Raw genomic sequence first — 19146 nt, 5'->3', positions numbered from 1 at the left:
TCACTCTCCTCGATACGAACTACAGGTAAAAGAACTTTCGGGACTGCGCACGACACCGCCTGGTCTTCGGGCGAGTACGCCGCGTGGCGGGCGCGCAGAATCGGTGTGTCGAACACCGAGGGTCAAGACTACGGGATCGAGTGGCGACCGGGCAAAACGACGTCCGGTCATCCCTCTCCCCCGCGGGTCAGCGCTTGCGCGAGCCCTTCTTCTTGACCGGCACGTGCTCCACCGCGGGCGCCTCCGACGCCGGCTCGGTGTCCGCCTCGCCCGACTCCACACCCACCGTGCCCGGCTCGACCGCGCCCGACTCCGGCAGGGTTCCGGCTCCGCCGCTGGTCGACGTCGTGGGCAGTGCGGGCGGACCCGCGGGGCGGCTGGCGGAGCGTCGACGCGTACGCGTCACGACCCGCGGCTTGTCGTCCTCGGCGGGTGCCTCGGGAGCTGCCGGCTCGGCGGAGGGCGCTACAACGGCCTCCGGAGCAGCCTCGGTCTCCTCAGCGGCCGCCGTCTCCCCCGGAGCCTCTACCGGGATCTCCACCGGAGTCTCCGCAGGAGCCTCGTCCGTAGCGTCGATCCCTTTGCGGGCCTCTGCCACGTCCTCTGCCACGTCCTCTGCCACGTCCGCCGACTCGTCCTCTGCGCGGCTCTGCGCCTGATCGACCGGCTGGTCATCCCGCTGGTCGTCCGACCGGTCATCCGCCTCGTCCGCGGCCTCAGCCTCGGCGTGCTTCTCGTGGCGCGCCATCGCAGCGACGTCCTTGGGCGACGGCGCGTGGCCGTTCCCGTTGCCGTTCCCGTTGCCGGTCCCGTTGCCGTTGCTGTTCGAACCGGTGTCGTCGCCGCTGCGGCGACCGCGGCGACGGGCGCCGCGACGACCCTCACCCTCGGCGGCCGGGGCGTCGGGGTCGACGGGCTGGTCCTTGATGACCACGCCACGACCCTGGCAGTGCTCGCAGTTCTCGCTGAACGACTCGAGCAGGCCCGTGCCGATGCGCTTGCGCGTCATCTGCACCAGGCCGAGCGAGGTGACCTCGGCGACCTGGTGGCGGGTGCGGTCGCGGCCCAGGCACTCGACCAGGCGGCGCACGACGAGGTCGCGGTTGGACTCCAGCACCATGTCGATGAAGTCGACGACGATGATGCCGCCGATGTCGCGCAGCCGGAGCTGGCGCACGATCTCCTCGGCGGCCTCGAGGTTGTTCTTGGTGACGGTCTCCTCGAGGTTGCCACCGGAGCCGGTGAACTTGCCGGTGTTGACGTCGACGACGGTCATCGCCTCGGTGCGGTCGATGACCAGCGAGCCACCCGAGGGCAGCCACACCTTGCGGTCGAGGCCCTTGTGGATCTGCTCGTCGATCCGGTAAGTCGAGAACACGTCCCCGGCGCCGTTGCGCTGGTACTTCTCGACGCGCTCCGACAGGTCGGGTGCCATCGACTCGACGTACGCCGAGACGGTCTCCCAGGCGTCGTCGCCCTCGATCACGAGCTTCACGAAGTCCTCGGTGAAGAGGTCGCGGACCACCTTGAGGGTCAGGTCGGGCTCGCCGTAGAGCAGCTGCGGGCCGGAGCCCTTGTTGCCCGACTTCTTCTCGATGTCCTCCCAGCGCGTCTTGAGCCGCTCGACGTCGCGGGTCAGCTCCTCCTCGCTGGCGCCCTCGGCCGCGGTGCGGACGATGACGCCGGCGGTGTCGGGGACGATCTCCTTCAGGAGCGTCTTGAGGCGGTTGCGCTCGGTGTCGGGCAGCTTGCGCGAGATGCCGGACGTCGTGCCGTCCGGGACGTAGACGAGGAAGCGGCCGGCGAGGCTGACCTGGGTCGTCAGGCGCGCACCCTTGTGACCGATCGGGTCCTTGGTGACCTGGACGAGGATCATCTGGCCGCTCGAGAGCACCGACTCGATCTTGCGGGGCGCGCCCTCCTTGTGGCCCAGCGCCTGCCAGTTCACCTCGCCGGCGTAGAGCACCGCGTTGCGGCCCTTGCCGATGTCGATGAAGGCGGCCTCCATCGAGGGCAGGACGTTCTGCACGCGACCGAGGTAGACGTTGCCGATGAGCGAGGTCTGGGACTCGCGCGCGACGTAGTGCTCGACGAGCACCTTGTCCTCGAGCACGGCGATCTGGGTGAGGTCCTTGCGCTGGCGGATCACCATGACCCGCTCGACCGCCTCGCGGCGGGCGAGGAACTCGGCCTCGCTCACGATCGGCGCGCGGCGGCGACCGGCCTCGCGGCCCTCGCGGCGGCGCTGCTTCTTGGCCTCGAGCCGGGTCGAGCCCTGGACCGAGGTGATCTGGTCCTCGGCGGACCGGGTCTTGCGGACGCGGGTGACGGTGTTGGGCGCGTCGTCGCCGCCCTCGTCGCCGGAGCGGCGACGGCGCCGGCGACGGCGCGAGGAACCCTCGCCGTTGCCCTCCCCCGCGTCACCCGCGGAGTCGTCGTCGGCCTTGTCGTCGGTCCTGCCGGAGGCCCGGTCACCGGACGTGTCGGTGGTCGCGTCGTCGGTGGACTCGTCGGAGGACGAGTCGTCGGTGCCCTCGGCGGAGTCGCCGCCGTCCCCACCCTTGCGCCGACGGCGGCCGCCGCGGCGGCGGCGCCGGCGGGCGCCTCCGGCCTCGTCGTCACTGGACTCGTCGTCACCGGACTGGTCGCCGGCCTGGTCGTCCTGCGTGTCGGCGGCCTCGGCAGCGTCGTCGGTGGACGTGTCCGCCTCCGGCTCAGGAGCCTGGGCGGCCTTCTTGGCGCGGGACTTGCGCGCGGGCTTCTTCGCGGGAGCGGCCTGCTCGACCGGCGCAGCGGTGCCGGCCTCGTCCTCGGCGTCCTCGTCCTCGGTGGCCTCGGGGTCGAGATCGACGGGCTCGACCGGCTCCGGGACGGCCCTCTTGCGCGTACGTCGGGTGGTGGTCGCCACGGGGGCCTGGAACAGCACGGCGTGGCCACCGGCCTCAGCGGGTGCGGCCTCGTCGGCGGACTCGGCGTCCTCGGGCGTCGCGTCGGACTCGACGGCTGCGACCTTCTTGGCGGTGCGCTTGGCGGTCGACTTCTTCGCGGGGGCCTTGGCGGCGGCGCCCTTGCGTGCGCCGGCCTTCTTCGCGGGGACGGCATCGTCCTCGGCGGGTGCCTCCGCAGCGGTGTCGGTCGCGGCGTCCGGCGCGGCCTCGATCGCGGCCTCGGCCACCTTGCGGGTCGACGTGCGCTTCGCGGCGGCCTTCTTGGCTGGCGCCTTGCGGGCGGCGGCCTTCTTGGCGGGTGCCTCGGCGGCGGGACCAACGGGATCAGCCGGATCGGCGGCAGGCGCGTCGCTCGGGGCCTGGGCCGCAGTCGCCTTCTTGGCGGGTGCCTTGCGCGTCCGTCGGGTCACGACGGGGGCTGCTGGGGCGGAGGAGGGAGTCTCCGCGGTGCCGGCTTCCGTGCGGTCGTTCTGGTCGTCCTGGTCGAGCATGGGTGCTCCTCGGGCACCGAGACGGTGCCGGTACGGCGCCCGCCGATCTCGAGTGACGATCCCGGGGACGCAAAGCTTCAGTGGCGGCGACACCCTCCGCGTGTGTGCGTCTCCGGCGGCTGCTCGTCACCTGCCGCGGTCGCCGGGCCACCGTGGGAGTCGCTCTCACCGACTCCTGTGGCCGCGTCGCGGTCCGGTGACGTCCACCCGCTCGGGGTGCCGACCCGCACCCCAACGAGCAGGGTGTGACCGGCGAGAACGTCGTCGGCCCGACAGGTCCCGACGTGTGTGCCGGGGTGCCGAACGCTGCGAGTATCGCACACCGGCCCGCGTCGGCGGCTATGCGTGAGGCACCAGCGGGTCGCCGACCTCGCCGTCGGCGAGCAGCGGTCCTTGCGAGAGCCGGGTCATCAGGGGTGCCTCTCCCGTGTCGGTCCCGGCCACGGCGGTCAGGCCCCGCAGCACGTCGTCCGGGCGGACGGCCGGCGTGCCGTGGCGCAGCACCACGTCGAGCGTCGTACGTCCCTCCACGGCTGAGGACGCGTCGTCGACGACCTCGAGCAGGACGACGGCGGCCCGCGCGTCGAACTGGCGCATGCCCTTCTTGGTCATCCGCTCCACCAGGGCCTCGTCGGCAGCCAGGAAGCGGGCGACCGCGTCGGTCGCCTCGGCCCGCGGGAGTGCCAGCTCGATCCGCCACCGGCTGCCCTCGAGCAGGTCCGACAGCGAGCCGCCCGGCGACTCGACCACCTCGAGCACGTCCAGCCCCGGAGGGAGCGCCTCGTCGAGCATCGCGTGGACGTCGGCCGGGACGACCACCTCGGCCAGGGCGAGCTCGAGGTACTCCGCCTCGCTCGCCGAGCCGGTCGGGGCCGCACCGGCGTACGAGATGCGCGGGTGCGGGTTGAAGCCCGAGGAGTACGCCATCGGCACCCGGGCGCGGAACACCGCGCGCTCGAACGCACGGCTGAAGTCACGGTGGCTGGTGAAGCGCAACCGGCCGCGCTTGGCGTAGCGGACACGCAGTCGCTGCACGGGTGGGGCCTGCTGCTCGGGTTGTTCCTTGGGCACGGCGTCAGGCTAGACCCGCTGGATTCTGAGGTGGCCCCCCGCTTGGTTAGGGTCCGGTCCCATGGACGAAGCAGCGAACAGGACGACGCGCACCTCGTGGGTGCGGCAGCGGGGCGACCTGCTGGCCGTGCTGGCGCTGATCATCGCGTCCTTCGTCTTCGTCGCCGACCAGGTCGCCGAGCACGAGATGCTGTCGCCGATCGACGAGTACCAGTACATCGGATACTACGCCGACGTGGCCGACAAGGGGGTCGTCCGCCAGGGCTCGCAGATGCCCTACTACGCGCGGAAGTACATGGTCTGCCACGGCGTCCGCGCGGTCGCTGGCATGGAGAAGAACCCGGCCGCCTGCAAGAAGCCCAACAGCATCGACTACGTGATTGCCGGTGGCACGACCGCCGACCTCTACGCGCCGTTCTACTTCATCACCACCCGGGTGATGGCGCAGCCGTTCATCTGGGCGGGCGTCGACTTCGTCGACGCCGGACGCATGGCCGGCGGGTTCTGGCTCAGCCTGGGAGCCGTGTTCCTCTTCCTTACGCTGCGCCGCGCACGCGTTCCCGTCACGGTCGCCCTGGGGCTCGGCCTCGTGCTGGTGGGGTCGCTCCCGGCCTACTGGGGCACGACCTACATCTCCACGGACGCGACGGCGCTCGCCTCGGGATCGGTGGCCGCGTGGCTCACGCTGCGCGCCCTCGACGGCAAGCGCTGGACCCTGCTGATCCTGCCCGTGGTCGCCACGTTCGCCACCCTGTGCAAGCTCCAGAACCTGATCGCTTTCGGCGCGGCCGCCCTCGTCCTGCTGGTCGCGGCCGCCATTGGCGCTACCAAGGAGCACCGGGGATTCGGAGCGCGGGCCAAGGCGTTCCTCCTCGACCGCCGCACCCTCTCCGCCGTGGCCGTCGTCGGCGCATCCGTGCTGGCCCAGGGGGGCTGGCTGGCGATCCGGTCCGCCCTCGCGGTGGGACCGTCGCCCGCGCTCGGCGTGCCGGTGCCGCTGGTGTTCGAGAACCTGGTCGTCGAGACCGGCAACTTCTTCCCGGCCATCGCCCAGGGCGCGATGGTCACGTGGGCGACGGGGGCCGAGAGCCTGCCCGTCTACCTGGTCGGCACCACGCTCGCGATCGGCGGCGCCGCCGGGCTCGCCATGTCCAAGGGCGTCACCGCCCAGCACCGGGTGATCGGCTTCAGCACCGTCCTCGTCACCGTCCTCGCGGCTCCCGCGCTCGCCATCGCCCTCGGCGCCGTGTCGGGCCTCTACACCCCGTTCCCGAGCCGCTACGGCAACTCGATGTTCCCGTGGGCGCTCATCTGCGCCGGCCTGCTGATGGACACCGAGCGGCGCTGGGCGCGCTACCTCGTGCTGGCCCTCGGCGCGGCCACGTGGGCGCTCTCGCTCATGCTGGGCGAGGCGTGAGGGCGGCGGGCACGGCTCGCCGGGATAGGTCCCGCAGCGCGCAGACGGTATATTTCCGCAGGTGAGAGACGTCGCCTTCGTTGTGCCTGTCTACAACGAGGCTGAGGTCATCGGCTCGGTGATCAGGGGTGTGCTCGAGACCTGCCCCCACGTCGTCTGCGTCAACGACGGAAGCTCCGACGACTCCGCCGACCGGATCCTCGAGGCCGGCGGCTACCTCGTGAACCACCCGATCAACATGGGTCAGGGTGCCGCCCTGCAGACGGGCATCGAGTTCGCCCGGCTGTTGCCGGGAGTCACCCGCTTCGTCACGTTCGACGCCGACGGCCAGCACCGCGTCGAGGACGCCGTACGCATGCTCCGCGTCCTCGACTCCACCGACGTCGACATCGTGCTCGGCTCGCGCTTCCTCGGCGAGGCGATCGGGGCCAGCCGGGCCAAGCGGATGCTGCTCAAGGCCGCGGTCCGCTTCAGCAACCTGACGTCGGGGATCCGCCTGACCGACGCCCACAACGGGCTGCGGGTCTTCAACCGCCACGTCGCCGACACCCTCCGGATCACCGCGCCGGACATGACCCACGCGAGCGAAATCATCGAGCTCATCGCCCACAACAAGTACCGGTTCGTCGAGGTCGCCGTGACCATCGACTACTCCGACTACTCCGTCGCCAAGGGCCAGCCCGCGGTCAACGCCGTCAACATCGCCGTCGACACGCTCCTGAGGAAGGTCAGCCGATGATCCTCATCCAGGTCATCCTCATCCTCGCCTTCGCCGCGATCTTCCTGGTCGCGCTGCGCAGCCGCAGTGCCCACAGCGTCAACGCGTGGAAGAAGATCGCGTTCGCCGTGCTCATGGTCGTCCTGGTGATCGCGGTCCTGGCGCCCTCGATGGTGGGTGTCGTCGCCCAGGCGATCGGCGTCGGCCGCGGCACCGACCTCGTCCTCTACCTGGTCTCGGTGACGTTCGCCTTCTACGTCGTCAACCAGTACCTCCACGCCCAGGAGGCGCGCAACCAGCTGCACCAGCTGGCCCGTCGCATCGCGATCATCGAGGCGCAGGAGCGCTACGGCATGGAGCGCCTGACCGTCCTCGCCTCGACGCGGACCACCCCGGCGCCGGGGACCACCGCGGAGCAGCCGGAGACCCTCCCGCCGCATGCCTGAGATCTTCATCCCCTTCTGGGGCGAGCCGTCGCTCCTGTTCGAGGCGGTCGAGAGCGTGCGCGCCCAGACCGACCCCGACTGGCGCCTGACCGTCGTCGACGACTGCTATCCCGACGACGGGGTGGCGGCGTGGTTCGACGCACTGGACGACGATCGCGTCACCTACCTCCGCAACGAGACCAACCTCGGGATCACCGACAACTACCGGCGGTGCCTCGAGCTCGCGACCGGCGAGTGGCTGGTGTTCCTCGGCTGCGACGACCTGCTGCGACCGGCGTACGTCGCGACCGTCCGCGCCGCGATCGCCTCCGCCCCGGCCGGTGTCGACATCGTGCAGCCGGGCGTCGAGGTGGTCGACGAGACCTCGACCGTCGTCGACCCCCTGGTCGACCGGGTCAAGCGCCGCCTCTTCGCGCCCCGCCTCGACGGCCCGCGCGTGCTGGGCGGTGAGGAGCTCGCCGTGTCGCTGCTGCACGGCAACTGGACCTACTGGCCCTCGCTGGCGTTCCGCACCGAGGCGGTGCGCCGCCACGACTTCCTCGACGGCCTGCCGCTCGTGCAGGACCTCGCCCTCATGGTCGACATGGCGCTGGGCGGCTCGCGGATGCTGGTTCTGCCCGACGTCGTCTTCGCCTACCGCCGCCACTCGGCGAGCGCGTCGTCGGCGACCGTCGACGACGGCGGCCGCTTCCTGGGCGAGCGCACCTACTTCGAGATCGCCGCGGAGCGGTGCGCGGCCCACGGCTGGTCCCGTGCCGCTCGCGCCGCTCGCCTGCATGCCGCGTCCCGGCTGTACGCCGCCAGCCGGTTGCCGCAGGCCGTCACCGGCCGGGCGTGGGGCGCGGTCCGCACCCTGGGCCGGCACGCCTTCGGGCGCTGATCCGAGCAGCCTCGCTCAGCGCACGACCCGGTCGAAGACGGCCAGCGTCTCCTCGGCGACCCGTCGCCAGCTGAACTTCGCCGCCTGCGCCACGCCCTCGCGCGCGAGGCGCTCGGCGACCTCGGGCTGGGTGGCGAGGGTGGTCATCGCCGCAGCGATCGAGGCGTCGTCGTGCGGGTCGAACCACATCGCCGCGTCCCCGCCGACCTCGCGCAGCACCGGCAGGTCGGAGGCCAGGACCGGCAGGCCCATCGACATCGCCTCGAGCACCGGCAGGCCGAAGCCCTCGGCGAGCGTCGGGTACGCCATCGCCCGCGCCCGGCGGCGCAGGTCGTGCAGCTCGTCGCTGTCGATCCAGCCCTTGAGCTCGACCCAGTCCCCCATGCCCGTGCGTCGTACGACGTCGGCCACGGGGTCCTCGCCGGGACCGGCTCCGGTGATCACGAGCCGCGGCCGGACGGACTCCTCGACGAGCGCGAGGGCGCGCACCAGCGCGTCCCAGTTCTTGTAGGGACGCCGCTGACCGCTGGCGAGGACGAGGTTCTCCCCGATCCCGTCGCGACCGACGTCCGACGACCCGTGCGCTGCCAGCGGCACCATGTGGAGCCGGTCGACGGGGAAGCGGAGGTACTTGTGGATCTCCTCGGCCGAGACCGCGCTGTCGGTGATGATCCGCTCGGCGTTGGCCGCGGCGCGTTGCTCCATCCACATCACGGGCCGCGTGTAGAGCGGCGTGACCATGAACTCGGGGTGGCTCCAGTAGAGCATGTCGTGGACCGTCAGCACCGTCGGCATCGAGGTCCACATCGGGCCCAGGGTCGCCGGGCAGTGGACGAGGTCCGCGCGTCGGCGGCGGGCGTGGAAGCTCGACGCGACGAGCTCGCCGGCGGCCCAGACGAAGCGGTTCTCGCCACTGATCCGCGACCGGATGACCTCGCCCGGGAACCACGACAGGTCCAGCCGACCGCCCTCCTTGCTGGCCAGCGCGACGAAGTCGAAGCCCGGGTCCATCGTGCCGATCTCGCGGTAGAGCTCACGGGTGTAGGTCTCCATCCCGCCCTTGGTGCCCGTGTAGCTCAACATGTCGACCAGCACGAGGGGACGGGACACGGGCTTCCTTCACACGACGAGCGACGGGACGGTCGCCGATGCTACCGAGCGGCGCGTGGCGCCACCCCCATGCCCTCGGTCGTGCCCTCGTATAGTGCTCCTCGCTCTGCGCACCAGGCCGGAGTGGGAGCGCCGGGGTGCGAGCGAGGGGCCGAACATGCGGGGTCGACCACGCGGGGGGCCGGCTGCGGCACTCCCCCGGCTGCTCGCCGTGGCCATCGCCGCGCTCGGATTCGTGTTCGTCGCGCTGCAGGTGAACACGTACACCCTGCTGAGCCCGATCGACGAGCTCCAGCACATCGACTATCTCTACCGTGCCCCGGGGTCGCCCGCTCCCGCCGACCGCATCGGGCAGGAGGCGCTGCACCAGCAGGACTGCCGCGGCATCGACGCCCCGGGCTTCGGGCCGCCGCTGTGCCGACCGCTCAGCACCGACCTGGACCCCCTGAGCTACCAGGAGAAGGGCTACAACACGGCCGCCGCCAACACCCCGGTCTACTACACCGCCACACGCGGGGTCGCCGAGGCGATCAAGGCGCTCACCCCCGCGGACGACCTGGTGACGGCGGGGCGCCTCACGGGTGGGCTGTGGTTCGCGCTCGGACTGGCACTGACCTTCCTCACCGGCCGCCGACGCGGCGTGCCGGCGGCGCCCATGGCGGCCGTGACCCTCCTCCTGGCGTCGACACCGGCGCTGATCTTCCCGAGCGCGACCATCACCCCCGACGCCTCCGGGCTGGTGGCCGGGGCCGCACTCGTCCTGGCCATGACCTGGTGGGAGGAGCGCCCCAGCACCGTCCGGGCACTCCTGCTCGTCGTCGTCGGGATCGTCGTGGCCTTCGCGAAGATGACGAACCTGGTGGTCGTGGCGGCAGTGGTGCTCTACCTGCTCCTCCGCCCCACCGGCGACGACGAGCGGGACGACGAGCCGGGCCACCCGAGCCTGCGGGCGCGGTGGACGACGGCCGTCACGGTGGGCCTCGCGTCCGTCGTCGCTGCCGGCGCCTGGCTGGCCTACGTGGGGACGCGTCCCCAGATCCCCGCGGCCGACCTGCCCGACATGGCCTCGAAGTACCAGCTGACCTACTTCCCGTGGACCGGGCTGGTCGAGAGCTCCCTCTCCCTCCTGCAGCCGCTCAGCTCGTCGTGGGCCGTGGTGGGATCCGTGCCCTTCCTCAACTTCGCGACAGCCGTCGTGGCGATGGTCCTGCTGGCGGGGACACTGGCGGCAGCACTCTTCACCGGCGCCCCTCCCCTCGAGGTCGCCCTGGCGCGCAGCGTCGTGGCCGCCGCGGTCGTGGGAGCGCTGCTCCTCGTGACAGCGGGCTACCTCTTCTCGAGCACGTACTTCCCGATCCCCGTGCGCTACGGCATCGCCCTGGTCGCACCCATGGCGATCGTGACCGCGTCCATGATCCGCTCGCGGTCGAGCGTGGTCCTCGTGGGCAGCGCCGCCCTGCTGGCCCTGGCCGCGACCGCGTTCCGGCTGGGCACGCTCGCCTGATCCCGGGACCGGGACGGCTCCACCTATGCTCCTCCGGTGACGACCACAGGGGACCAGGACGCGGGGGTGAGCGTCTCCGTGGCGATCCCCGTCTACAACGGGGAGCACTACGTCGGCGAGGCCATCGCGTCCGTGCAGGGACAGACGCGCACGCCCGACGAGTGCCTCGTGCTCGACAACTGCTCGACCGATCGCACGGTCGAGATCGCCACGGCCGCCCTCGGCCCGGCCGCGGTGCGCACCAGCGAGGTCAACCTCGGGGCGGTCGCCAACTTCAACCGCGCCGTCGACGAGGCCACCGGCACGTGGTTCGCCTGGCTCGGTGCGGACGACCGCCTCGCCCCGCGCTTCGTCGAGCGGTGCCTCGAGGCCGTACGCGCCGTGCCCGACGCCGTCGCGTGCCTCCCCGCGATCCAGTTCATCGACCCCGACGGCGAGCTCCTCGGCGTCCAGCGCGACCCCGACCTCGCCTCGGCCGACGCGCGGACGCGGCTGCGCTCGTTCCTCAACCGGCCCCGGTGGACCGAGGTCTACTGCCTCTACCGCCGCGACGTCCTGCTCGCGTCGCCCGGCTTCCAGCCCGAGTACGGCGCCGACGTGCTGCTCACCTGGTGGTTCCTGCTGCGCTCGCCCCTCGTCGTGCTCGACGAGCCGCTCGTCGAGTACCGCACGTACCCGGTCAAGACCGCAGACGCCACGGCGGAGTCGCTCAACCCGACGGCCACGAGGCGTCGCTGGCTGATGACTCACCTGTGGCTCAGCCTGTGGCGCCAGGCAGCGACAGACGGCGTCGACCGGCGGGTGACCCGGACAGCACGTCGCGAGCTGGTCCGCTGCCTGTGGCACCGCCAGTGGCTCAAGCACATCGCGTGGGACTTCTACCTCGTTGCGGGGGACCACGTCCGGATGCCGCGCAGACGCTTGGCTAAGGTGCGGCGAAGCCCAGAAAGCCGCGACGAGGGGAAGAGCACGACGTGAAGACGGTGATCCTGGCCGGAGGCCGTGGAACCCGACTGGCCGAGGAGACGCATGCCGTCCCCAAGCCGATGGTCCGGATCGGCGAGCGCCCCATCCTGTGGCACATCATGCAGCACTACGCGGCGTACGGGTACGCCGACTTCGTGGTCGCGCTGGGCTACAAGGGCTTCGTCATCAAGGAGTACTTCGCCAACCAGCTGATGCACTCCTGCGACATGTCGGTGGACCTGTCGACGGGCTCGGTGGAGTACCTGTCCCGCATGAAGGTGGACTGGAAGGTCACCCTCATCGACACGGGTGCGGACTCCATGACCGGTGGCCGGATCAAGCGCCTGTCGCACATCCTCGACGAGCGGTTCCTGCTGACCTACGGCGACGGCCTCTCCGACGTACCCATCGACAAGGTCGTCGCCCACCACGAGTCGGTCGGCGCGCTGGCGACCGTGACGGCGGTGCACCCGCCGCCGCGCTTCGGCTCCCTCGGCCTGGCCGACGGCCTCGTGGAGGACTTCCGCGAGAAGCCGCGCGACTCCCACGACTGGATCAACGGCGGCTACTTCGTCGTCGAGCCGGAGGTCCTCGACCTGATCGAGGGCGACGCGATGCCCTTCGAGCAGGCGCCGCTGACCGAGCTCGCGGCCCAGGGCCGCCTCGGGGCCTACCAGCACGACGGCTTCTGGATGCCGATGGACACCATCCGCGAGCGCGACGAGCTCAACAAGATCTGGGAGTCAGGACAGGCACCGTGGGTGAGATGACCGACGAGCTGACCCCGCGCGGGGTCCACACCTGCCGCGGCTGCGGCGCCGACGGCCTCGTGTCGGTCCTCGACCTCGGCCGGCAGCCGCTGTCGAACGAGATGGCGCTCACGACCGACGAGCCGAGCCCCACGTTCCCCCTCCACCTGCGGGTCTGCCCGACCTGCGGCCTGGGCCAGATCGGCGAGTACGTCCTTCCCGACCGGATCTTCGGCGCCGAGTACCCCTATCTCTCGTCGGTCAGCACGTCGTGGCTGGCGCACGCCGGTGAGTACACCCGCCACATGACCGAGGAGCTCGGCCTCGCCGAGGGCGACCTGGTCATGGAGGTGGCGAGCAACGACGGCTACCTGCTGACCCAGATGCGCGACAGCGGCATGCGGGTCGTGGGCATCGAGCCCGCGGGCATGGTGGCGGAGATCGCCCGCTCGCGCGGTGTCGAGACGGTCAACGAGTTCTTCGGGCTCGCGGTCGCCGAGCAGGTCGCGCAGACCTACGGACGACCGCGCCTGATCGCGGCCAACAACGTGATGGCGCACGTGCCCGACCTGCAGGACTTCCTGGCCGGGATGAGCCACCTGTGCGACGACGACACGGTCGTGACGGTCGAGAACCCGTCCTTCGTCACCCAGATGCTGGAGACGCAGTTCGACACGATCTACCACGAGCACTTCTGCTACCTCTCCGCGCACGCCGTGGCGGCCGCCACCGCCGGCGTCGGGCTGGAGCTGACCCGCGTCGAGAAGCTGACCACCCATGGAGGGTCGAACCGCTACTGGCTGACCCGCACCGGCACCCGTGAGGCGCACCCGAGCGTCGCAGAGACGATCGCCGAGGAGCTCGAGGCCGGCCTGCTGACGCAGGAGCTCTGGGACGACTTCGCCACGCGGAGCCGCGCGGTGATCCAGGGCCTGCGGACCTGGCTCGACGAGCAGCACGCCGCCGGGCGCACGGTCGCCGGCTACGGCGCCGCGGCCAAGGGCAACACCCTGATGAACGCCGCCGGCGTGCGGCACGACGACCTGGTGCTCGTCGTCGACGGCAGCGAGGCCAAGCAGGGCAAGTTCCTGCCCGGCAGCCACGTCCCCGTGGCCGCTCCCTCCGACCTCGCCGCCGCGGCACCCGACGACGTGCTCGTCCTCCCGTGGAACATCGCACCCGAGATCGGTCGACTCGTGGGCGAGCTCGTCCCGGGCGCGACGTCCTGGATCGCCGTGCCCGAGATGAGGAAGATCGGGTGATCGAGGACCTCGGGCTGCGCGGGGTGGCGCTGCTCCGCGGCGCACGTCACCACGACGAACGAGGCTTCCTCCGCAAGGTGCTCGTCACGGAGGAGGCGAGGACCCACGGCCTCGACACGACCGTCGCCGAGGTGGTCACCACCTCCAACGAGGCGGCCGGGACGATCCGCGGGATGCACTACCAGGTGGCTCCGGCAGCCGAGGTCAAGACGCTGTGGGTCACCGACGGCTCCCTGCTCGACGTCCTCGTCGACCTCCGACCCGACGAGCCCACCTTCGGCCGGTGGATCGCGGTCGAGCTGTCGGCGAAGGACGACGTGGCCCTGCACGTGCCCGCCGGCATCGCCCACGGCTACCAGACGCTCGAGGACGACACCCGGCTCACCTACCTGATCAGCGCCGGCCACTCCCCCGAGCACGCCCGCACCCTGCGCTGGGACGACCCCACCGTCGGGATCGAGTGGCCGTTGCCGCCGACGCGGATCTCGGCCAAGGATCGTGAGGGGCACCCGTGGCCGCCCACACCCTGATCACCGGGGCGTCGGGCCTGATCGGCGCGTGGGTGGAGCGCCACTGGCCCGACGACGCGCCGCCCCTGGTCCCGGTCCGGCGCGCCGACGTCGACCTGCTCGCCCCCGGTGCGGCAGCCGACCTCGTCGCCCGTACGACGCCTGACCAGGTCGTGCACCTGGCCTGGTCGGCCAGCGGGAGCGCTGACTACCGCACCTCCGACGACAACGAACGCTGGGTGGACGCCACCCTGGAGCTCGTCGAGGCGGCCCGGGCCGCCGGCACCGCCGTGTGGCTGACCGGCACGGCCGTCGACGACACGACGGATGCGGCGGACGCCTACACGGGCTCCAAGGCGCTCCTCAAGCAGCAGCTCGCACCCCTCATCGAGCAGTCGGCCATCGGATGGCTGCGGCCCTACTACGTCTTCGACGAGGCACGCCGCCGTCCCGCGCTCGTCGACCTCGCGACGGACGCGCGCGAGCGCGGCGAGACCCTGCACCTGCGCAGCCCCGACCAGCACCACGACTTCGTCCACGCCTCCGACGTCGGCCGCGCGATCGCGATGGCCGTGTCGCACGGCCTGGCCGGCGAGGTGCCGATCGGCTCCGGCCGCCTCCGCTCCGTCGCCGACCTCGTCACCCGCGTCGGCGCCCCGTGGTCGGCCGACCCGGTCGACCACGACCCCCCACCGACCCACTCCGGCGAGACCGCCGACACCACCCGCCTGGCCGCAGTCGGCTGGGCACCCACCCGAACCGAGGAGTTCTTCACCCATGGCTGACACCACCGACCGCTCGTCCCACGGCGACTACGTGCCCGACGGCGGCGAGTTCGCCGACCAGCGCCGGGAGTGGCGCGAGTCCCTCGGCGCCGACGCCGAGCTGCGCCAGCAGGCCGTCGACCTCCAGGTCGCCGCGGAGAAGCACAGCTACACCTACCAGTGGGAGTGGGCGGGCGTTCCCGTCATCCGCATCCCCGACGACGTCATGGTGCTCCAGGAGCTGTTCTGGAGCTACCGCCCGGAGCGCATCGTGGAGACGGGCGTCGCGCGCGGCGGCAGCATGCTCCTCAACACCAGCCTGATGCGCATGTGCGGCCTCGAGCCCGCGGTGCTGGGCATCGACCACAAGGTCTTCCCGCACACCACCAGCGCACTGGCCGAGCACCCGCTGGGCGAGGGCGTGACGCTGCTCGAGGCCGACTCGACGTCCGAGGACGCGGTCGCTGCGATGCGCGACTTCATCGACGGCGCCGAGCGGGTGATCCTCGTCCTCGACAGCAACCACACCCACGCCCACGTGCTGGGCGAGCTCGAGGCGCTGGCCCCGCTGCTGCCCTCGGGCGGCATGGTCCTGGTCGCGGACACCCTCGTCGAGGAGTTCCCCGAGGGCCACTACGAGGGGCGCCCCTGGGACCGCGGCGACAACCCGATGACGGCGGTCAACGCCTTCGTCGAGGCGCACGACGACTTCGACCGCGACGACACGTGGGGCCGGCGCGCCCTGGTCACGGAGTTCCGGGACGGGATCCTGCGGCGTCGCTGAAGTGCCGGCGACCGAAGACCCACATCGACAGCAGGGCGGTGAGCACGCCCACCAGTGGGGCTGAGGTCGCCAGCCACAGCGGCTCCCCGGGCAGCACCAGCACGACACCGAAGGTGAGCGTGGCCGCGACCCACGCCCAGGCGATGTGGTGCCAGCGTCCGGTCGCGCCGAGCGCTGCCTGCTGGACCACGGCGACGAACATGCCGCTGCTCGCTGCCGCGAGGACGGCCAGGTTGGCGACGTCGAGGGAGAAGTTCGGCCCCAGCATCAGGCGCAGCGCCAGCTGACCCAGCGCGGCGAACGCGACGACGTACGCCACTCCGAGCGCGGCGGTCAGCACCTCGGTGCGGGCGAGCACCCGGCGGAACGCCGCCTCGTCGCCGGCCTCCACGGCTTCGGACAGGTGCGCCAGGAGCGGGCTCATGACCGCCGAGACGAACTGGGTCGGGATGCGGCTGAGCGTGAGGGCGCCGGCGAAGGCGCCGAGGACGTGGGGGCTGACCGCCTCGGTCGCCTTCAGCCACGGCACCGAGCCGTTGTTGGCGAGCAGTGGACCGGCGGTCCCGATCAGCAGGAGGAGCAGCGGTCGGAGCGGCACGTCGCCGGCGTGCAGGAGAGGACGCGCGAGCCACGGCCCGATGCGCCAGGTGCCGGCGACCAGGCTCAGCACCACCGACGCGCAGCACCCGAGCGCCAGGGCCGTCACGGAGTCGTTCCCCGTCGCGGCCAGCACCCCGATGACCGCACCGCGTGCGACGCCGTCGACCGAGAGCTGCGTGGCGATCGCGACCATGTTGTGGCGACCGGTGGCGGCGCCGCGCTGCAGCGCCTGCATCGCGGTCAGCGACATGAACACCGCGAGCAGCCCGACGAGGGCGACCTCGCCGCTGAACAGCCGGTCCGAGAGGACCGGTGCGAGCGCGGCGAGGCACGCCGTGATCACGCCGGCCATGACCAGGGCCCTCCCGGTCATCACACCGGTGGACCGCGCCGGGGGCCGTCCGCGGGCGAAGTCGCCGATGAGGAGCCGGGCGAGGTAGACCTCGAAGACGCCGAAGCTCGTCCCCAGCAGGGTCGCGACCGTCCACCACACCACGAAGTCGGCGTACGCCTCGCCGGGCATGTTCCGGGAGGCCACGCCGAGCATCACCAGCGTGCCGACGCCGGTGACTGCCAGGCCGATCGCCACGACGATCGTGCCGGAGAGGAGCGTCGGGCGGGTGGCACCCTCCGGGACCGGTGCCGGAACGGGCGGCTGGTCCGACACTGGGGCGGTCTCCTTCATCGACGGGTCTGCACCTGCGAGGGGCGAGGAGCGCGCGCCAGCGTACCCTTGGCCGACCCTGCACGACGACCTCCAAGGGACCACATGCACCGCACCCACGAGCCGGCCTTCTGGGCCGGGCGCCGTGTCCTCGTCACCGGCCACACCGGCTTCAAGGGAGCCTGGCTGACCTGCTGGCTCCGGGAGCTGGGCGCGGAGGTGTACGCCGTGTCGCTGCCGGCGAGCGTGCACGAGACGCCGCTCTGGGACGCGCTGGCCGTCGAGGGCGTCCAGGACGTGCGCGACGACGTGGCCGGCACCGAGTGGCTCGCGGGGGCCGCGGCGTTCAAGCCCGACGTCGTCCTGCACCTCGCGGCCCAGTCGCTCGTCAGCGAGGGCTACCGCGATCCCGCGAGCACGTTCCGGACCAACGTCATGGGCACCGTCCGGGTGCTGGAGCTCGTCGAGCGGCTGCCCGAGCTGGCGGTGGCACTGGTGGTCACCACCGACAAGGTCTATGACGTGCGCCAGCCGACGCCGTTCCGCGAGGGCGACTTCCTCGGTGGCAAGGACCCCTACTCAGCGAGCAAGGCGTGCGCGGAGCTCGTCACGCAGTCGTGGCCGCACCTCTCCGGCCGCGTGGTCACCGCCCGCGCCGGCAACGTGATCGGTGGCGGCGACTTCGCGCTGAACCGCATCGTCCCCGACATCGTGCGCGCGTGGTCGGCCGGCGAGACCCTGGTGCTGCGTCGGCCGCTGGCAGTCCGTCCGTGGCAGCACGTCATCGAGCCCCTCCTCGGCTACCTGCTCTACGCCGAGGACGTGGCCAACGGGCGCGAGGTCCCGCCCAGCCTCAACTTCGGGCCCGACCCGACGCAGGCCGTCCCCGTCCAGGCCCTCGTCGAGCACGCCGCCGGCCAGTGGACCGCGCTGCGCAGCGGCGCAGCCCCGCGGTGGGAGGTCGAGCCCGACCCCGTCATGGAGGAGACGCACGACCTCACCCTCGACGCCAGCCGGGCCCAGCAGGGCCTCCGGTGGGGCAACGTGTGGGGGTGGCAGGAGGCCATCGACCGGTCCCTGCAGTGGTACGTCCGTGCCGCCGACGGTGAGCGGCCGGCCGACCTCGTGAGGGAGCAGATCGCCGACTACGTCGGGCAGGCGGAAGCCGGCCGGTGAGCACGACGGCGACGACGCACCGTTTCGGACCGGTCCGGCTGGGCGATCGCATCGGCGACCGCGACAACAACTTCGACATCCTGCGACTCCTCGCGGCGTGGGCGGTGCTCGTCTCGCACTCCTTCGCCCTCGTCGGGGAGGTGGAGCCGTTGCACCAGCTCGATGCGAGCCTGGGAGCCGTCGGTGTCCTGATCTTCTTCTCGGTGAGTGGGCTGCTGATCCGGCGCAGCTGGGAGTACGACCCCTCGCCGCGCGACTTCTGGATCAAGCGTGCTCTGCGACTGCTGCCCGCGCTGGCCGTGGTCGGGCTGGTCACCGCCTTCGTGCTCGGACCGCTCGTCACCTCGGACGGCCTGCGGACGTACTTCGGTTCCTGGGAGACCTGGATCTACCCGGTCCGGATCACGCTCCTGTTCCCGTTCGGCGCCGGGCTCCCGGGCGTCTTCGAGGACCTCGAGTACGCCGGTGCCGTCAACGGCCCGCTGTGGAGCCTCCCCGTGGAGGTCTTCGCCTACGCCGGCCTCGCCGTGCTGGGCGTGACCGGCCTGTTGCGCCGACGGGGCCTCATGGTCGCCCTGTCCGTGCTCGGTCTCGCGTGGGCGGCCGTGTGGATCTCGATCACCAACGACAGCCTGGGCGCCATCTACGTGCTCGCGGCGTTCGCGGTGAGCGCGACGGCGTACTCCTTCAAGGACCGCATCGTGCTGACCTGGCCGCTGGCGCTGGTCGCCCTGGTGCTGTGCGTGCTGAGCGGGCTCGGTCCCGACGCGCTCCGGGTGGTCGTGTGGACCGTCTGCGCGGTCTACCTGTGCTGCTGGTTCGCCTACGCCCTGCCGCCGATCGGTCGGCGGCTCACCCGGCTCGGCGACGCGTCCTACGGCGTCTACATCTGGGCCTGGCCCGTGCAGCAGGCCACCATCGAGCTCCTGGGCGGCGACCCCAGCCCGTGGGCCGTCATCGCCATCACCACGCCGATCGTGTGGCTGCTCGCTCAGGCGTCGTGGCACCTCGTCGAGGCGCCCGCGCTGAAGCACAAGCCGCGGCCGACGGCCGGCCTGGTGTCCTGAGGCGGATTATGCTCACCGCG

At 71.8% G+C, this 19146-nt stretch carries 16 protein-coding genes and 1 pseudogene; 13 read left to right on the top strand and 4 right to left on the bottom strand.

Annotated features, from left to right (window positions below):
- Nucleotides 1-823 precede the first annotated feature (823 nt).
- Nucleotides 824-3439 (bottom strand): annotated as a pseudogene (locus tag EUA06_RS00610) (Rne/Rng family ribonuclease); the annotation flags it as partial.
- 339 nt (nucleotides 3440-3778) lie between these two features.
- Nucleotides 3779-4510, bottom strand: a complete 732-nt coding sequence (locus EUA06_RS00605; protein ID WP_207208150.1) for a TIGR03936 family radical SAM-associated protein — start codon at nucleotides 4508-4510, stop codon at nucleotides 3779-3781.
- Between the two features lie 61 nt (nucleotides 4511-4571).
- Between EUA06_RS00605 and EUA06_RS00600 the strand changes: the two genes are divergently transcribed.
- The 4 genes from EUA06_RS00600 (at nucleotide 4572) to EUA06_RS00585 (ending at nucleotide 7971) form a co-directional block, all read left to right on the top strand.
- Nucleotides 4572-5927, top strand: a complete 1356-nt coding sequence (locus tag EUA06_RS00600; protein WP_129473076.1) for a hypothetical protein — start codon at nucleotides 4572-4574, stop codon at nucleotides 5925-5927.
- 61 nt (nucleotides 5928-5988) lie between these two features.
- On the top strand, nucleotides 5989-6666 hold the full coding sequence (locus tag EUA06_RS00595) for a glycosyltransferase family 2 protein (protein WP_207208149.1): 678 nt from the start codon (nucleotides 5989-5991) through the stop codon (nucleotides 6664-6666).
- On the top strand, nucleotides 6663-7091 hold the full coding sequence (locus EUA06_RS00590; RefSeq protein WP_129473074.1) for a DUF2304 domain-containing protein: 429 nt from the start codon (nucleotides 6663-6665) through the stop codon (nucleotides 7089-7091). The genes EUA06_RS00595 and EUA06_RS00590 overlap by 4 nt, the downstream gene beginning before the upstream one ends.
- Nucleotides 7084-7971: a glycosyltransferase family 2 protein gene (locus tag EUA06_RS00585; protein WP_129473073.1), complete on the top strand. Its 888-nt coding sequence runs from the start codon at nucleotides 7084-7086 to the stop codon at nucleotides 7969-7971. The genes EUA06_RS00590 and EUA06_RS00585 overlap by 8 nt, the downstream gene beginning before the upstream one ends.
- 15 nt (nucleotides 7972-7986) lie before the next feature.
- Here the strand turns inward: EUA06_RS00585 and EUA06_RS00580 are convergent, their stop codons facing one another.
- On the bottom strand, nucleotides 7987-9081 hold the full coding sequence (locus EUA06_RS00580) for a glycosyltransferase family 4 protein (RefSeq protein ID WP_129473072.1): 1095 nt from the start codon (nucleotides 9079-9081) through the stop codon (nucleotides 7987-7989).
- A 157-nt stretch (nucleotides 9082-9238) separates the two neighbouring features.
- Here EUA06_RS00580 and EUA06_RS00575 point away from each other — a divergent pair, with 157 nt between their 5' ends.
- From EUA06_RS00575 to EUA06_RS00545, 7 genes are read left to right on the top strand one after another with little or no spacing between them, the layout of a single operon-like run.
- The gene (locus EUA06_RS00575) at nucleotides 9239-10585 is read left to right on the top strand and encodes a glycosyltransferase family 39 protein (RefSeq protein ID WP_165354206.1); all 1347 of its coding nucleotides are present in this window, start codon (nucleotides 9239-9241) and stop codon (nucleotides 10583-10585) included.
- Between the two features lie 36 nt (nucleotides 10586-10621).
- Nucleotides 10622-11563 carry a glycosyltransferase family 2 protein gene (locus tag EUA06_RS00570; RefSeq protein ID WP_129473070.1) on the top strand — a complete coding sequence of 314 codons (942 nt, stop codon included), beginning with the start codon at nucleotides 10622-10624 and terminating at the stop codon, nucleotides 11561-11563.
- A complete protein-coding gene (rfbF, locus tag EUA06_RS00565) occupies nucleotides 11560-12321 on the top strand; it encodes a glucose-1-phosphate cytidylyltransferase (protein WP_129473069.1) in 762 nt (253 codons plus the stop codon). Before EUA06_RS00570 ends, rfbF begins: the two co-directional genes overlap by 4 nt.
- Nucleotides 12318-13562, top strand: coding sequence for a class I SAM-dependent methyltransferase (locus EUA06_RS00560; protein WP_129473068.1), 1245 nt, complete (start codon nucleotides 12318-12320; stop codon nucleotides 13560-13562). The genes rfbF and EUA06_RS00560 overlap by 4 nt, the downstream gene beginning before the upstream one ends.
- Nucleotides 13559-14092: a dTDP-4-dehydrorhamnose 3,5-epimerase family protein gene (locus tag EUA06_RS00555; RefSeq protein ID WP_165354205.1), complete on the top strand. Its 534-nt coding sequence runs from the start codon at nucleotides 13559-13561 to the stop codon at nucleotides 14090-14092. Before EUA06_RS00560 ends, EUA06_RS00555 begins: the two co-directional genes overlap by 4 nt.
- On the top strand, nucleotides 14074-14856 hold the full coding sequence (locus EUA06_RS00550) for an NAD-dependent epimerase/dehydratase family protein (protein WP_129473066.1): 783 nt from the start codon (nucleotides 14074-14076) through the stop codon (nucleotides 14854-14856). The genes EUA06_RS00555 and EUA06_RS00550 overlap by 19 nt, the downstream gene beginning before the upstream one ends.
- Entirely contained in the window at nucleotides 14849-15619 is a 771-nt protein-coding gene (locus EUA06_RS00545; RefSeq protein WP_129473065.1) for a CmcI family methyltransferase, read from the top strand. Before EUA06_RS00550 ends, EUA06_RS00545 begins: the two co-directional genes overlap by 8 nt.
- On the opposite strand, the gene EUA06_RS00540 is transcribed toward EUA06_RS00545, so the two are convergent.
- The gene (locus EUA06_RS00540; protein ID WP_129473064.1) at nucleotides 15582-16904 is read right to left on the bottom strand and encodes a lipopolysaccharide biosynthesis protein; all 1323 of its coding nucleotides are present in this window, start codon (nucleotides 16902-16904) and stop codon (nucleotides 15582-15584) included. The genes EUA06_RS00545 and EUA06_RS00540 overlap by 38 nt on opposite strands.
- 84 nt (nucleotides 16905-16988) lie before the next feature.
- On the opposite strand from EUA06_RS00540, the gene rfbG reads away from it, so the two are divergent.
- Both rfbG and EUA06_RS00530 read left to right on the top strand, forming a co-directional pair.
- A complete protein-coding gene (gene rfbG / locus EUA06_RS00535; RefSeq protein WP_129473063.1) occupies nucleotides 16989-18059 on the top strand; it encodes a CDP-glucose 4,6-dehydratase in 1071 nt (356 codons plus the stop codon).
- Nucleotides 18056-19126: an acyltransferase family protein gene (locus EUA06_RS00530; RefSeq protein ID WP_129473062.1), complete on the top strand. Its 1071-nt coding sequence runs from the start codon at nucleotides 18056-18058 to the stop codon at nucleotides 19124-19126. Before rfbG ends, EUA06_RS00530 begins: the two co-directional genes overlap by 4 nt.
- Nucleotides 19127-19146 lie beyond the last annotated feature (20 nt).

The organism is Nocardioides glacieisoli, assembly GCF_004137245.1.
Taxonomy (GTDB): Bacteria; Actinomycetota; Actinomycetes; order Propionibacteriales; family Nocardioidaceae; genus Nocardioides; species Nocardioides glacieisoli.
The sequence above is the reverse complement of the archived record's forward strand: the minus strand, read 5'-3'. Positions and strand labels throughout refer to the sequence as shown.

What these genes read in the sequence shown, in the direction of transcription:
- EUA06_RS00585 (WP_129473073.1), top strand. Translation starts at nt 7,084, where the DNA reads ATGCCTGAGATCTTCATCCCCTTCTGGGGCGAGCCGTCGCTCCTGTTC.
- rfbG (WP_129473063.1), top strand. Translation starts at nt 16,989, where the DNA reads ATGCACCGCACCCACGAGCCGGCCTTCTGGGCCGGGCGCCGTGTCCTC.
- EUA06_RS00590 (WP_129473074.1), top strand. Translation starts at nt 6,663, where the DNA reads ATGATCCTCATCCAGGTCATCCTCATCCTCGCCTTCGCCGCGATCTTC.
- EUA06_RS00545 (WP_129473065.1), top strand. Translation starts at nt 14,849, where the DNA reads ATGGCTGACACCACCGACCGCTCGTCCCACGGCGACTACGTGCCCGAC.
- EUA06_RS00540 (WP_129473064.1), bottom strand. Translation starts at nt 16,904, where the DNA reads ATGAAGGAGACCGCCCCAGTGTCGGACCAGCCGCCCGTTCCGGCACCG.
- EUA06_RS00560 (WP_129473068.1), top strand. Translation starts at nt 12,318, where the DNA reads ATGACCGACGAGCTGACCCCGCGCGGGGTCCACACCTGCCGCGGCTGC.
- EUA06_RS00575 (WP_165354206.1), top strand. Translation starts at nt 9,239, where the DNA reads ATGCGGGGTCGACCACGCGGGGGGCCGGCTGCGGCACTCCCCCGGCTG.
- EUA06_RS00600 (WP_129473076.1), top strand. Translation starts at nt 4,572, where the DNA reads ATGGACGAAGCAGCGAACAGGACGACGCGCACCTCGTGGGTGCGGCAG.